This is a genomic window from Flagellimonas flava (genome assembly GCF_900129665.1).
Taxonomy (GTDB): Bacteria; Bacteroidota; Bacteroidia; order Flavobacteriales; family Flavobacteriaceae; genus Flagellimonas; species Flagellimonas flava.
Genome location: NZ_FQWL01000005.1, coordinates 202,844 through 215,084, shown reverse-complemented (window position 1 = coordinate 215,084; position 12,241 = coordinate 202,844). Strand labels below are relative to the sequence as shown.

Below are 12,241 nucleotides of genomic sequence, written 5' to 3'. Positions count from 1 at the left end.
GGTCCAGCTTGTGAAGAACCACCTTTGGTTGTAATAAGGATAACCCCGTTACGACCCTGTGAACCGTAAAGTGTTGCAGCAGCAAGACCTTTAAGTACGTTTACACTTTCAATAGTGTTAGGGTCCAAATCCAAGAATCTACTGGAACCGTTGTTACCGTTTACGAAATCGTTACGGTCATCCTTCCTACCTTGGGAGTTGGTATCCGTACTGAAAGGAACACCATCTATAATGAAAAGAGCCTGGTTGCTACCACTGAACGTTGTTTGTCCCCGGATAACGATGTTGGTACCAGAACCTGAAAGACCACTTTGTTGCGTGATCTGTACCCCAGAGGCCTTACCTTGAAGTACCCTGGCAACATCACCTTCAGGACGCTGTTCTAGGTCTTCGGAACCAACTTCGGTTACCGCATAACCCAAAGCTTGCTTCTCCCTCTTAATACCAAGGGCTGTTACAACAACCTCCTCAAGAGCTTGGGTATCCTCCTCCATTTGGACGTTGATAACGTCACTCGCACCAACATCCCTTCTTGCAGGACGTTGCCCGATATAGGTAAAAAGAAGAGCTTGACCTTGACTGGCGCTGATCGCGTAATTTCCATCAAAATCAGTTTGGGTACCATTAGTGGTACCTTCAACGACAATATTGACCCCAGGTAGCGGCAAGCCATCGGCGTCCGTAACATTACCTGTAATCGTCTTGTCTTGTGCAAAGGAAATCTGCACAACAAACGCCAATAACAGCGTTAACAATCCATTAAGTTTTGTTCTCATTTTAAAATTATTTGAATTAGCTAGCCGCTAAAATCATAATTTCATGTTAATAATCCAAACTAATTTTACTAAATTTTTAAGACTAAGTTTACAAATGCGTTTCCGCTAAAAAGACATTTGTAAATTGTTGACTATTCAATTTGAAGCACTCAGAATTATTAGGAATGCAATTTTTAAAGTCTAAAAATCTGTTAGGGTTCTTTGAAATAAGGGGCTTCAATGTTGCAGATGTAAAAAAAACATCTATTTCACCGGAAATAAAACAGGACGGTGTTAAATCGACTTATGCTTGAATTTTACCGGAATATTATTTGTACTTTATACCTTAATATATATAAGGGATATGAGAACAGTTGTTTGCGCATGTTTTTTACTGATTTTTAGTACTTCCGTTTTAGCTCAAGGCAATGCCAATGTGCAACCTGGGGTCATTAATTTTTATGAGAAGGGTTTGCAAGGAATAGGTCCTGATTTTGGCAACAACCCGGCTTCTGAAAATTTCTATAACCAGATGAGGGATAAGTTGGCCGATTTAGGTGTTGAGCAAAAACTAAATCTTGATGATATTGATGGGTCCATTTATTTTAATGAACAGTTTGTAAAAGGAGAAATTCGGTTTAACGGTAAAAAGGAGCGTGATATGTATATGCGGTATAATGCCTTTAATGATGAGTTTGAGATAAAAAACACGAACCTTAAAGAGGACAAGGCGCTTGCTTTGCTAAAAAATGTAAATATTTCCTGCGTGTTGGCGGGAGATGAGTATATATATGGGGTTTTTAAGGATAAGAAGAATGAGAAATCCCAGGGATATCTAAAAAGTGTTTTAAATGTTGGCGGCTATGAACTGCATAAAAGAAATATCAAGCACTTTAAAGCGGGTAAGGAGGCGAAAACTTCGCACGCTGTTTCCTTTCCGCATCGATTTGTTGATGAAACCCATTTTTATATTTCCCTTGATGATGGGGTTCCTGCTTATATAAGTTCCAAGAAAAGGGATTTTTTGTCACTTTTCCTTCCTGACCATCAGCAGAAGATTAAACAATTTATGAAATCCAGAAATATTGATTTGAAGACGGAAAAGGGGTTGGTGAATGTGATTGCATTTGCCGGAAACCTTTGAAGCTTTGGGTGGGTTTTTTCTTGAGTCAATCACTTAACGCCCAGCTAGAATCTGGGTGACTTATTTCTATTTTTAGGAAGTGCCTGAAATTTAATCTTTCAGGATTTGAATTATTCCGAAATATCATTACATTTGCAGCCCTCAAAACGAGGGTTGTTTTGATTTTTAATAGAAATTTTAATGCCAACAATTTCACAATTAGTACGAAAAGGAAGAGTCACCATTACCAAGAAGAGTAAATCGGCTGCTTTGGATTCGTGCCCTCAACGTAGAGGGGTTTGTACGCGTGTATACACAACTACGCCTAAGAAACCTAACTCTGCCATGCGTAAAGTGGCCAGGGTAAGGTTGACCAACGGTAAAGAAGTTAACGCATACATCCCTGGTGAAGGTCACAATCTCCAAGAGCACTCGATAGTATTGGTCAGAGGTGGAAGAGTTAAGGATTTACCCGGAGTCCGTTACCACATTGTTCGTGGTGCATTGGATACCGCAGGGGTAGCAGGTAGAACGCAACGTAGATCTAAATACGGTGCAAAACGTCCTAAAAAATAAGAAGCGATGAGAAAAAGACAGGCAAAGAAAAGACCTTTGTTGCCAGATCCAAGGTTTAACGACCAGTTGGTGACACGCTTTGTGAACATGATGATGTGGGACGGAAAGAAATCCGTTGCCTTTAAGGTGTTTTATGATGCGATTGATATCGTGGATGAAAAAAACACAGACGAAGAGAAAACAGCTTTGGAGCTATGGAAGGATGCGCTTTCCAATGTAATGCCGCACGTTGAGGTTCGAAGTAGAAGAGTCGGTGGTGCTACATTTCAGATTCCAATGCAGATTCGTCCGGACCGTAAGATTTCTACAGCCATGAAATGGTTGATCAGCTATGCCAGAAAGCGTAATGAAAAATCCATGGCCCAAAAATTGGCTGCTGAAATTTTAGCTGCTGCCAAGGAGGAAGGTGCCGCTGTCAAGAAAAGAGTGGATACCCACAAAATGGCAGAGGCCAATAAAGCATTCTCACACTTTAGATTCTAGTCAAAACAATGTCAAGAGATTTAAAATACACAAGGAATATAGGTATTGCGGCGCACATTGATGCCGGAAAAACCACTACTACTGAGCGTATTCTTTTTTATACCGGTGTAAGTCACAAGATTGGTGAGGTGCACGATGGTGCGGCAACTATGGACTGGATGGAGCAAGAGCAAGAGCGTGGTATTACCATTACCTCTGCTGCTACCACTTGTACATGGCAATTCCCTACCGAAAACGGACAGCCTACCGCTGATGCCAAAGGATACCACTTTAATATTATCGATACTCCCGGACACGTGGACTTTACCGTTGAGGTAAACCGTTCCCTTCGTGTTTTGGACGGGTTGGTTTTCTTGTTCAGTGCTGTTGATGGTGTTGAGCCACAGTCTGAAACGAACTGGAGATTGGCCGATAACTATAAAGTGCCTCGAATCGGTTTCGTGAACAAAATGGATCGTCAAGGTTCCAACTTCTTGATGGTGTGTAACCAGGTTAAAACCATGCTTGGTTCCAATGCGGTTCCTATTGTTCTGCCTATTGGTGAAGAAGCTGACTTTAAAGGTATTGTTGACCTTGCTAAGAACAGGGCAATTGTATGGCACGATGAGAACTTTGGTTCTACTTTCGATGTTATCGATATTCCTGAAGACATGAAAGCTGAGGTTAAGGAGTATAGAGCTGCTTTAATTGAAGCCGTTGCGGAATATGATGAGGAGTTGATGGAGAAGTTCTTCGAAGATGAAGATTCCATTACTGAAGAAGAGGTGCATGCCGCTTTGAGAGCCGCTGTTATGGATAGAGCTATCATTCCTATGGTTTGTGGTTCTTCATTCAAAAACAAAGGAGTTCAATTCTTGTTGGATGCCGTTTGTCGTTACTTACCATCTCCAATAGATAAAGATGATATTGTAGGTACTGATCCAAACACTGGAAACGAGATTACAAGAAAACCAGACCCAAAAGAGCCATTCTCTGCTTTGGCGTTTAAGATTGCTACAGATCCTTTTGTTGGTCGTTTGGCATTCTTTAGAGCCTATTCAGGTAGGTTGGATGCAGGTTCTTATATCTTGAACAACCGTTCAGGTAAAAAAGAGCGTATCTCGCGTATTTACCAAATGCACTCTAACAAGCAAAATGCTATTGAGTATATAGAGGCTGGTGATATTGGTGCAGCTGTTGGATTTAAAGATATCAAGACTGGTGATACCATGTCTTCAGAGAAACATCCTATCATACTGGAAAGTATGGATTTCCCTGATCCTGTAATTGGTATTGCTGTTGAGCCTAAAACCAAGGCAGATGTGGATAAATTAGGTATGTCTTTGGCAAAATTGGCTGAAGAAGACCCAACATTCCAGGTTAAAACCGACGAAGCTTCAGGTCAGACCATTATTTCAGGTATGGGTGAGCTTCACTTGGATATTATTGTTGACCGTTTGCGTCGTGAGTTCAAGGTTGAGGTTAATCAAGGGCAACCTCAGGTTGAGTACAAAGAAGCGATTACACAATCTGCTGATCATAGAGAGGTCTACAAGAAGCAGTCTGGTGGTCGAGGTAAGTTTGCCGACATTGTCTTTACTATGGAGCCTGCGGGTGAAGAAGTGGTTGGATTAGAGTTTGTGAACACTATTAAAGGAGGTAATATTCCTAAAGAATATATTCCATCTGTAGAAAAAGGATTTAAAGAGGCTATGAAAAATGGTCCTTTGGCTGGATTTGAGATGGATAGTATGAAGGTTACTTTAAAGGATGGTTCTTTCCACCCAGTGGATTCGGATTCACTTTCCTTTGAATTAGCTGCAAAAATGGGATACAAAGCTGCTGCTAAGTCTGCAAGATCAGTATTGATGGAGCCTATCATGAAGATTGAGGTGTTGACACCTGAAGAAAATATGGGTGATATTGTTGGTGACCTTAACAGACGTAGAGGAACTATTAGCGATATGAGCGATAGAGCCGGTTCCAAAGTGGTTAAAGGGGAAGTGCCTTTATCAGAAATGTTCGGTTATGTGACTTCATTGAGAACATTGTCATCTGGTAGAGCAACTTCAACAATGGAATTTTCACACTATGCGGAAACTCCAACCAATATTGCAGAAGAAGTTATTAAATCAGTAAAAGGGGTAACCGCTTAATTATTCAGCAAGATGAGTCAAAAAATTAGAATAAAACTTAAATCTTACGATCACAATTTGGTGGATAAGTCTGCTGAAAAGATTGTAAAAACAGTTAAGACAACTGGGGCTGTGGTTACTGGACCAATTCCATTGCCTACGCACAAAAAGATCTTCACGGTTTTGCGTTCACCCCACGTGAACAAGAAATCTAGGGAGCAATTTCAGTTGAGTTCTTACAAGCGATTGTTGGATATTTACAGTTCTTCTTCAAAAACCATTGATGCTTTAATGAAATTAGAGCTTCCAAGTGGTGTAGAAGTCGAAATAAAAGTGTAAATTTGCACGCCTTTTAACAGAAAGGTGGAGACATGTCCTGAGCTGCGAGCGAGGGAAAAACGGGAATAAGAAAAATATCTGGGTCACAGAATCTTTTCTTTGACCCAATTTTTTTGCCAAGAAATTGGCGATAGAAAAACTAGAATAATTAATAATTAAATAGATATGTCTGGGTTAATAGGAAGAAAAATCGGTATGACCAGCATCTTTGACGAGAATGGAAAGAATATTCCATGTACCGTTCTTGAGGCTGGACCATGCGTGGTTACCCAAGTCAGAACCGAAGAGGTAGACGGGTACAGTGCCCTTCAACTAGGTTTCGATGACAAGGCAGAAAAACGTGCAAACAAGGCCGAACTCGGCCATGCAAAAAAAGCAGGTGCTTCTCCAAAGAAGAAAGTCGTTGAATTCCGTGATTTTGAAGGTGAGTTTAAATTGGGAGACACTGTTGGTGTTGACTTGTTTGTAGAAGGAGAATTTGTTGATGTGATTGGGACTTCCAAAGGAAAAGGTTTCCAAGGTGTTGTTAAACGACATGGTTTTGGGGGTGTTGGGCAAGCAACGCACGGTCAGCACAATAGATTAAGAGCTCCAGGTTCCATTGGCGCGGCGTCCTATCCTGCTCGAGTATTCAAGGGGATGAAGATGGCCGGTAGAATGGGCGGTGAAAGAGTAACGGTTCAAAACTTAAGAGTATTGAAAGTGGTTCCTGAGAAAAACCTTATTGTAGTTAAAGGTGCTGTTCCAGGTCATAAAAATGCTTACGTAACAATTGAGAAGTAATGAAGGTTGCAGTTTTAGATATCAAAGGAAAAGAAACGGGAAGAAAGGTTGACCTTTCTGATGACGTTTTCGGAATAGAGCCTAATGAGCATGCCATCTACTTGGATGTGAAGCAATATTTGGCACATCAAAGACAAGGAACCCATAAAGCAAAGGAGAGAGCTGAGATTGCTGGGAGTACCCGTAAGATCAAGAAACAAAAAGGAACTGGTACCGCAAGGGCCGGTAGTATCAAATCTCCTGTGTTCAGGGGAGGTGGTAGAATCTTCGGTCCAAGACCAAGGGATTACCAGCAAAAATTGAACAAAAACGTGAAGCGTTTGGCAAGAAAGTCAGCCTTAACGTTGAAGTCCAAAGAGAAGGCGATTACTGTGGTAGAGGACTTCAATTTTGAAGCGCCAAAGACCAAAGATTTTAAGGCGTTTTTGTCCTCACTTGGCATCGAAAACAAAAAGTCTCTAATCGTGTTGGGCGGTACGAATTATAACGTATATTTGTCGTCGCGCAATTTGGAGCGTTCCGAAGTCATAAATGGCTCAGAATTAAATACTTACAAAATAGTTAACGCTAATAATGTAGTATTTACCGAGAGTGCTTTGGAAGGAATAGAATCGAACCTAAAGAAATAAGATATCATGAGTGTGTTGATAAAACCAATCATTACGGAAAAAATGACCGCGGATAGCGAGCTTTTCAATCGTTATGGTTTCTACGTTGACCCATCGGCCAATAAGCTTCAAATAAAGGAGGCTGTTGAGGCTACTTATGGTGTTTCTGTGGAAAAGGTACGAACCATGAACTATGGTCCAAATCGTAGGAGTCGTTATACCAAAACTGGAATCCAACATGGTAAAACAAATGCTTTGAAAAAAGCGATTGTAGATGTTGCTGAAGGTGATATTATTGATTTTTACAGTAATCTATAAAGACAAGAAATGTCAGTTAGAAAATTAAAACCGATAACCCCTGGACAGCGTTTTAGAGTAGTAAACGGATTTGACGCGATTACTACTGATAAGCCGGAGAAAAGCTTGCTTGCTCCGTTAAAAAAGTCGGGTGGTAGGAACAGTCAAGGAAAAATGACCATGCGCCACAGAGGTGGAGGTCATAAAAGAAGATATCGAGTTATCGATTTCAAAAGGGATAAGCAAGGTGTTGAGGCCACAGTGGTTTCCATCCAATACGATCCCAATAGAACTGCATTCATTGCCTTGGTAGAATACAAGGATGGTGAGAAAAGATATGTAGTTGCCCAAAATGGAATGCAGGTTGGTCAGAAAATAGCTTCTGGAGCCAATGTTGCCCCGGAAATTGGAAATGCACTTCCTTTAAGTGAGATTCCCTTGGGTACTATCATTTCTTGTATCGAGTTGAGACCTGGTCAAGGTGCTGTTATGGCGCGTAGTGCCGGTACTTTTGCACAGTTGATGGCAAAGGATGGAAAGTTTGTTACCATCAAATTGCCTTCTGGTGAAACCCGAATGATTTTGGCCAACTGTTTGGCAACTGTCGGAGCGGTTTCCAACTCTGACCACCAATTGTTGGTATCTGGTAAAGCAGGTAGAAGCAGATGGTTGGGTAGAAGACCAAGAACTAGACCTGTAGCTATGAACCCAGTTGATCATCCAATGGGTGGTGGTGAAGGTAGAGCTTCAGGAGGTCATCCAAGATCTAAGAACGGTATTCCAGCAAAAGGATTCAGAACACGTTCCAAGACCAAGGATACCAATAGATATATCATAGAACGTAGAAAGAAATAAAAGAAAAAGTAAATGGCACGTTCATTAAAAAAAGGACCTTACGTTCATCACAGTCTGGAAAAGAAAGTCCAGGCGAATATAGAATCAGGTAAGAAATCAGTTATCAAAACATGGTCTAGGGCCTCAATGATAACTCCGGATTTCGTGGGTCAGACCATAGCAGTACACAATGGAAGACAATTTGTTCCCGTGTATGTTACTGAAAACATGGTAGGGCACAAGCTTGGGGAATTTTCACCTACAAGATCTTTTAGAGGTCATGCAGGAGCTAAAAACAAAGGTAAAAAGTAAGTAAGCTATGGGAGTTCGTAAAAGACAAATGGCCGAAAGGCTTAAAGAGGAAAAGAAGCAGCTTGCTATTGCCAAGTTGAACAATTGCCCAACCTCACCAAGAAAAATGCGTTTGGTCGCTGATTTGGTTAGAGGCAAGCAAATTGAAATGGCCTTGGCTATTTTAAGGTTCAACCCAAAAGAAGCTTCTAGAAAGTTGGAAAAATTATTGCTTTCTGCAATTGCCAACTGGGAGGCCAAAAATGAAGATGCAAGCATTGAGGATGCTGACCTTTATATTAAGGAAATCCGCGTGGATGGTGGAACCATGTTGAAAAGACTGCGTCCTGCCCCTCAAGGTAGAGCACATAGAATTAGAAAACGTTCCAACCATGTAACCATGATTTTGGAATCCAATAACAACGTTCAAAGCTAGAGTATAATATGGGACAGAAGACCAATCCGATAGGAAATCGCTTAGGAATCATCAGAGGATGGGAATCCAACTGGTACGGTGGTAACGATTACGGCGATAAGCTGGCTGAGGATGATAAAATAAGAAAGTATATCCATGCGCGTTTGGCCAAGGCCAGCGTTTCAAGGGTAATTATTGAGAGAACCTTAAAATTGATCACCATCACCATTACTACCGCAAGACCTGGTATTATCATTGGTAAAGGTGGACAAGAGGTGGATAAGCTTAAGGAAGAGCTTAAGAAAATTACCAACAAGGAGGTTCAGATCAATATTCATGAAATTAAGAGACCTGAGTTGGATGCCAATTTGGTTGCAGCTAGTGTTGCAAGACAAATTGAAAGCAGAATCTCATACAGAAGAGCTATTAAAATGGCTATCGCCGCTGCAATTCGTATGAATGCAGAGGGCATTAAGATTCAGATTTCTGGACGTTTGAACGGAGCGGAAATGGCGCGTTCAGAGTCATATAAGGAAGGAAGAATCCCATTGTCAACCTTTCGTGCCGATGTGGACTATGCTTTGCATGAAGCCCACACCACGTATGGAAGATTGGGAATCAAAGTTTGGATCATGAAGGGTGAGGTGTATGGGAAAAGAGAACTTTCTCCACTAGTAGGATTGTCCAAAGGTCAAGGTAAAGGCGACAAGAGGGATGGTAAGAAACCACAACGTCGTAGAAAGTAATAAGATAAAGTAAAGGTAAAATGTTACAGCCAAAAAGAACAAAATTTCGTAAAGCCCAGAAGGGACGTATGAAAGGAAATTCCCAAAGGGGACACCAACTTTCCAATGGAATGTTCGGTATCAAGTCTTTGGACTCCCATTTCATTACTTCCCGCCAGATTGAGGCTGCACGTATTGCTGCGACAAGGTATATGAAAAGACAGGGTCAGCTATGGATCAAGATTTTCCCGGACAAGCCCATCACCAAAAAACCTCTCGAGGTTCGTATGGGTAAAGGTAAGGGTGCTCCAGAATATTGGGTGGCCGTTGTTAAGCCTGGAAGAATCATGTTTGAGGTAGCTGGGGTTCCTATGGATGTTGCCAAGGAAGCGTTGCGACTTGCAGCCCAAAAGTTGCCTGTAAAAACCAAGTTTATCGTAGCTAGGGATTATTCCGCTTAATTTTTAATTGGGAAGAAAGATGAAACAATCAGAGATAAAAGAACTTTCAATTGAAGAGCTAAAGGAGAAGTTGGCTGATTTGAAAAAAGAGCATGCTGACCTTAAAATGGCCCACGCGGTAACACCTTTGGAAAATCCGATGCAGATCAGGAAAACAAGAAGGACGGTAGCAAGACTTGCAACAGAATTAACTAAAAGGGAAGTACAATAATTGGTTTTGCCTTATGGAAGATAAAAGAAATTTAAGAAAAGAAAGAATAGGCGTTGTTACCAGCAGCAAAATGGAAAAGTCCATTGTGGTTTCTGAGGTAAAACGAGTAAAGCACCCTATGTACGGTAAGTTCGTTCTTAAGACCAAGAAGTATGTGGCCCATGATGAAAAGAATGACTGCAACGAAGGTGATACCGTGAAAATAATGGAGACCAGACCATTGAGTAAGACGAAATGTTGGAGGTTGGTTGAAATCCTTGAAAGAGCTAAATAATTATGTTACAGCAAGAATCAAGATTAAAGGTTGCGGACAACACCGGTGCAAAAGAAGTTTTGACCATCCGCGTACTTGGAGGAACTAAGAGAAGATATGCTTCTTTGGGAGATAAAATTGTAGTGACCGTTAAGGAAGCTACTCCCAATGGAACAGTAAAAAAAGGTTCGGTTTCCACCGCTGTTGTGGTGCGGACGAAGAAAGAAGTAAGAAGACCAGATGGATCTTACATTCGTTTCGACGACAACGCATGTGTTTTGTTGAACCCAACAGGTGAAATGCGTGGAACGAGGGTTTTTGGTCCTGTGGCCAGGGAACTTAGGGACAAGCAGTTCATGAAGATTGTTTCACTAGCTCCAGAGGTGCTTTAACAGAAATACCAGTTAAGATGAAGTTGAAAATAAAAACAGGGGATACCGTCAGGGTCATTACAGGAGACCACAAGGGCACCGAAGGAAAAGTGCTTCAGGTAGACCGTGAAAAGAATAAGGCTATCGTGGAAGGGGTAAATACCGTATCCAAACACGAAAAACCTAGTGCAAAGAATCCACAAGGAGGAATTGTAAAGAAGGAAGCACCCATCCATATTTCCAACCTTACATTGATCGACCCAAAATCTGGGGAGGCCACAAGAGTTGGATTTGAGGAAAGGGACGGAAAGAAAGTTAGGTTTGCCAAAAAATCCAATGAAGTAATTTAGTTATGAGTTACATTCCAAGATTAAAGCAAGAGTATAGGGAGCGTGTAATGAAAGCGCTTTCCGAGGAATTTGGTTACAAAAATGTAATGCAGGTCCCAAAATTGGAGAAAATCGTGGTTAGCCGTGGTGTTGGTGCAGCAGTTTCCGATAAGAAATTGATTGACCATGCTGTTGAGGAGTTGACCAATATAACCGGTCAGAAGGCCATTGCCACACTTTCCAAAAAAGATGTCGCTTCCTTTAAATTAAGAAAAGGAATGCCCATCGGTGCAAAAGTGACGCTAAGAGGGGAGCGTATGTATGAGTTTTTGGACAGGTTGATTACCTCTGCCCTTCCGAGGGTACGTGATTTCCAAGGAGTGAAGGCCACTGGTTTTGACGGAAGGGGAAATTACAACTTGGGGATTACAGAGCAAATCATTTTTCCTGAAATCAATATAGACAGAATCAACAGAATCAACGGAATGGATATCACGTTTGTGACTTCCGCTGAAACTGATAAAGAAGCAAAATCATTGTTAACCGAATTGGGATTACCCTTTAAAAAGAACTAGTATGGCTAAGGAATCAATGAAAGCCCGTGAAGTAAAAAGGGCAAAAATGGTTGCAAAGTATGCAGAGAAAAGAAAGGCTCTAAAAGAAGCCGGTGATTACGAAGCCCTGCAAAAGCTTCCAAAAAATGCATCTCCTGTGCGTATGCGCAACAGATGTAAGTTGACCGGTAGACCAAGAGGGTATATGAGAACATTTGGTATATCCAGGGTTACTTTTAGGGAGATGGCCAACCAGGGCTTGATTCCAGGAGTTAAAAAGGCAAGTTGGTAAACAGATAAAGAAAAGAAATGCTTACAGATCCAATTTCAGATTATTTGACCAGAATTAGAAACGCTAGTAGAGCGGGTCATAGGGTGGTAGAGATTCCTGCCTCCAATCTAAAGAGACAGATTACCAAAATATTGTTCGATCAGGGCTATATTTTGAGCTATAAGTTCGAGGATAACAAAGTTCAGGGAAGTATTAAAATTGCCTTGAAATACGATAAGTTTACCAAAGAGCCTGTAATCAAAAAATTACAAAGGGTAAGTAAACCAGGTCTGCGGAAATATGCAGGTTCTGAAGAATTGCCAAGAGTTCTTAATGGTTTGGGTATTGCAATTGTGTCCACTTCTCATGGGGTGATGACCAGTAAGCAGGCCAAACAGGAAAACGTAGGTGGCGAAGTATTGTGCTACGTTTATTAATTGAGTAAAGA

Annotated in this window: 21 protein-coding genes; 20 read left to right on the top strand and 1 reads right to left on the bottom strand. The window is 41.2% G+C overall.

From position 1 onward, the window contains the following. A partial coding sequence (locus BUC10_RS14730) for a TonB-dependent receptor plug domain-containing protein (protein WP_165614914.1) occupies positions 1 to 776 on the bottom strand: 776 nt, incomplete at its 3' end. Between the two features lie 343 nt (positions 777 to 1,119). Here BUC10_RS14730 and BUC10_RS14725 point away from each other — a divergent pair. From BUC10_RS14725 to rpsH, 20 genes are all read left to right on the top strand, one after another. Next, positions 1,120 to 1,899 (top strand): hypothetical protein, encoded by a 780-nt coding sequence (locus BUC10_RS14725; protein ID WP_073181031.1) that lies wholly within the window; start codon positions 1,120 to 1,122, stop codon positions 1,897 to 1,899. A gap of 180 nt (positions 1,900 to 2,079) precedes the next feature. Beyond that, on the top strand, positions 2,080 to 2,454 hold the full coding sequence (gene rpsL, locus BUC10_RS14720; protein ID WP_031445118.1) for a 30S ribosomal protein S12: 375 nt from the start codon (positions 2,080 to 2,082) through the stop codon (positions 2,452 to 2,454). Between the two features lie 6 nt (positions 2,455 to 2,460). Then, positions 2,461 to 2,937, top strand: a complete 477-nt coding sequence (rpsG, locus tag BUC10_RS14715) for a 30S ribosomal protein S7 (RefSeq protein WP_073181030.1) — start codon at positions 2,461 to 2,463, stop codon at positions 2,935 to 2,937. Between the two features lie 8 nt (positions 2,938 to 2,945). Next, positions 2,946 to 5,072, top strand: coding sequence for an elongation factor G (gene fusA, locus BUC10_RS14710; protein WP_073181027.1), 2,127 nt, complete (start codon positions 2,946 to 2,948; stop codon positions 5,070 to 5,072). Positions 5,073 to 5,084: 12 nt separating this feature from the next. Then, a complete protein-coding gene (rpsJ, locus tag BUC10_RS14705) occupies positions 5,085 to 5,390 on the top strand; it encodes a 30S ribosomal protein S10 (RefSeq protein WP_007094989.1) in 306 nt (101 codons plus the stop codon). A gap of 165 nt (positions 5,391 to 5,555) precedes the next feature. Then, on the top strand, positions 5,556 to 6,173 hold the full coding sequence (gene rplC, locus BUC10_RS14700) for a 50S ribosomal protein L3 (RefSeq protein WP_073181025.1): 618 nt from the start codon (positions 5,556 to 5,558) through the stop codon (positions 6,171 to 6,173). Then, a complete protein-coding gene (gene rplD / locus BUC10_RS14695; protein ID WP_073181023.1) occupies positions 6,173 to 6,802 on the top strand; it encodes a 50S ribosomal protein L4 in 630 nt (209 codons plus the stop codon). Before rplC ends, rplD begins: the two co-directional genes overlap by 1 nt. 6 nt (positions 6,803 to 6,808) lie before the next feature. Continuing rightward, complete coding sequence (rplW, locus tag BUC10_RS14690; RefSeq protein WP_073181021.1) at positions 6,809 to 7,099, top strand: 50S ribosomal protein L23; 291 nt, start codon at positions 6,809 to 6,811, stop codon at positions 7,097 to 7,099. Positions 7,100 to 7,108: 9 nt separating this feature from the next. Next, positions 7,109 to 7,933 (top strand): 50S ribosomal protein L2, encoded by an 825-nt coding sequence (rplB, locus tag BUC10_RS14685; RefSeq protein WP_073181019.1) that lies wholly within the window; start codon positions 7,109 to 7,111, stop codon positions 7,931 to 7,933. A 12-nt stretch (positions 7,934 to 7,945) separates the two neighbouring features. Further along, complete coding sequence (gene rpsS, locus BUC10_RS14680) at positions 7,946 to 8,224, top strand: 30S ribosomal protein S19 (RefSeq protein ID WP_073181016.1); 279 nt, start codon at positions 7,946 to 7,948, stop codon at positions 8,222 to 8,224. Positions 8,225 to 8,231: 7 nt separating this feature from the next. Next, complete coding sequence (gene rplV / locus BUC10_RS14675; protein ID WP_073181014.1) at positions 8,232 to 8,639, top strand: 50S ribosomal protein L22; 408 nt, start codon at positions 8,232 to 8,234, stop codon at positions 8,637 to 8,639. Between the two features lie 8 nt (positions 8,640 to 8,647). Continuing rightward, positions 8,648 to 9,364 (top strand): 30S ribosomal protein S3, encoded by a 717-nt coding sequence (gene rpsC, locus BUC10_RS14670; RefSeq protein ID WP_073181012.1) that lies wholly within the window; start codon positions 8,648 to 8,650, stop codon positions 9,362 to 9,364. Positions 9,365 to 9,384: 20 nt separating this feature from the next. Further along, the gene (gene rplP, locus BUC10_RS14665) at positions 9,385 to 9,804 is read left to right on the top strand and encodes a 50S ribosomal protein L16 (RefSeq protein WP_073181010.1); all 420 of its coding nucleotides are present in this window, start codon (positions 9,385 to 9,387) and stop codon (positions 9,802 to 9,804) included. 19 nt (positions 9,805 to 9,823) lie between these two features. Next, complete coding sequence (gene rpmC / locus BUC10_RS14660; RefSeq protein ID WP_073181008.1) at positions 9,824 to 10,015, top strand: 50S ribosomal protein L29; 192 nt, start codon at positions 9,824 to 9,826, stop codon at positions 10,013 to 10,015. Positions 10,016 to 10,028: 13 nt separating this feature from the next. Next, the gene (gene rpsQ / locus BUC10_RS14655; RefSeq protein WP_073181006.1) at positions 10,029 to 10,289 is read left to right on the top strand and encodes a 30S ribosomal protein S17; all 261 of its coding nucleotides are present in this window, start codon (positions 10,029 to 10,031) and stop codon (positions 10,287 to 10,289) included. Between the two features lie 2 nt (positions 10,290 to 10,291). Then, entirely contained in the window at positions 10,292 to 10,660 is a 369-nt protein-coding gene (gene rplN, locus BUC10_RS14650) for a 50S ribosomal protein L14 (protein ID WP_073181004.1), read from the top strand. Positions 10,661 to 10,677: 17 nt separating this feature from the next. Continuing rightward, positions 10,678 to 10,989 carry a 50S ribosomal protein L24 gene (gene rplX / locus BUC10_RS14645; protein ID WP_073181002.1) on the top strand — a complete coding sequence of 104 codons (312 nt, stop codon included), beginning with the start codon at positions 10,678 to 10,680 and terminating at the stop codon, positions 10,987 to 10,989. 2 nt (positions 10,990 to 10,991) lie between these two features. Continuing rightward, positions 10,992 to 11,543: a 50S ribosomal protein L5 gene (gene rplE / locus BUC10_RS14640; protein WP_073181000.1), complete on the top strand. Its 552-nt coding sequence runs from the start codon at positions 10,992 to 10,994 to the stop codon at positions 11,541 to 11,543. Position 11,544: 1 nt separating this feature from the next. Then, complete coding sequence (rpsN, locus tag BUC10_RS14635; protein ID WP_073180998.1) at positions 11,545 to 11,814, top strand: 30S ribosomal protein S14; 270 nt, start codon at positions 11,545 to 11,547, stop codon at positions 11,812 to 11,814. Positions 11,815 to 11,831: 17 nt separating this feature from the next. Further along, the gene (rpsH, locus tag BUC10_RS14630) at positions 11,832 to 12,230 is read left to right on the top strand and encodes a 30S ribosomal protein S8 (RefSeq protein WP_073180996.1); all 399 of its coding nucleotides are present in this window, start codon (positions 11,832 to 11,834) and stop codon (positions 12,228 to 12,230) included. Positions 12,231 to 12,241 lie beyond the last annotated feature (11 nt).

What these genes read in the sequence shown, in the direction of transcription:
- BUC10_RS14725 (WP_073181031.1), top strand. Translation starts at nt 1,120, where the DNA reads ATGAGAACAGTTGTTTGCGCATGTTTTTTACTGATTTTTAGTACTTCC.
- rpsL (WP_031445118.1), top strand. Translation starts at nt 2,080, where the DNA reads ATGCCAACAATTTCACAATTAGTACGAAAAGGAAGAGTCACCATTACC.
- rpsG (WP_073181030.1), top strand. Translation starts at nt 2,461, where the DNA reads ATGAGAAAAAGACAGGCAAAGAAAAGACCTTTGTTGCCAGATCCAAGG.
- fusA (WP_073181027.1), top strand. Translation starts at nt 2,946, where the DNA reads ATGTCAAGAGATTTAAAATACACAAGGAATATAGGTATTGCGGCGCAC.
- rpsJ (WP_007094989.1), top strand. Translation starts at nt 5,085, where the DNA reads ATGAGTCAAAAAATTAGAATAAAACTTAAATCTTACGATCACAATTTG.
- rplC (WP_073181025.1), top strand. Translation starts at nt 5,556, where the DNA reads ATGTCTGGGTTAATAGGAAGAAAAATCGGTATGACCAGCATCTTTGAC.
- rplD (WP_073181023.1), top strand. Translation starts at nt 6,173, where the DNA reads ATGAAGGTTGCAGTTTTAGATATCAAAGGAAAAGAAACGGGAAGAAAG.
- rplW (WP_073181021.1), top strand. Translation starts at nt 6,809, where the DNA reads ATGAGTGTGTTGATAAAACCAATCATTACGGAAAAAATGACCGCGGAT.
- rplB (WP_073181019.1), top strand. Translation starts at nt 7,109, where the DNA reads ATGTCAGTTAGAAAATTAAAACCGATAACCCCTGGACAGCGTTTTAGA.
- rpsS (WP_073181016.1), top strand. Translation starts at nt 7,946, where the DNA reads ATGGCACGTTCATTAAAAAAAGGACCTTACGTTCATCACAGTCTGGAA.
- rplV (WP_073181014.1), top strand. Translation starts at nt 8,232, where the DNA reads ATGGGAGTTCGTAAAAGACAAATGGCCGAAAGGCTTAAAGAGGAAAAG.
- rpsC (WP_073181012.1), top strand. Translation starts at nt 8,648, where the DNA reads ATGGGACAGAAGACCAATCCGATAGGAAATCGCTTAGGAATCATCAGA.
- rplP (WP_073181010.1), top strand. Translation starts at nt 9,385, where the DNA reads ATGTTACAGCCAAAAAGAACAAAATTTCGTAAAGCCCAGAAGGGACGT.
- rpmC (WP_073181008.1), top strand. Translation starts at nt 9,824, where the DNA reads ATGAAACAATCAGAGATAAAAGAACTTTCAATTGAAGAGCTAAAGGAG.
- rpsQ (WP_073181006.1), top strand. Translation starts at nt 10,029, where the DNA reads ATGGAAGATAAAAGAAATTTAAGAAAAGAAAGAATAGGCGTTGTTACC.
- rplN (WP_073181004.1), top strand. Translation starts at nt 10,292, where the DNA reads ATGTTACAGCAAGAATCAAGATTAAAGGTTGCGGACAACACCGGTGCA.
- rplX (WP_073181002.1), top strand. Translation starts at nt 10,678, where the DNA reads ATGAAGTTGAAAATAAAAACAGGGGATACCGTCAGGGTCATTACAGGA.
- rplE (WP_073181000.1), top strand. Translation starts at nt 10,992, where the DNA reads ATGAGTTACATTCCAAGATTAAAGCAAGAGTATAGGGAGCGTGTAATG.
- rpsN (WP_073180998.1), top strand. Translation starts at nt 11,545, where the DNA reads ATGGCTAAGGAATCAATGAAAGCCCGTGAAGTAAAAAGGGCAAAAATG.
- rpsH (WP_073180996.1), top strand. Translation starts at nt 11,832, where the DNA reads ATGCTTACAGATCCAATTTCAGATTATTTGACCAGAATTAGAAACGCT.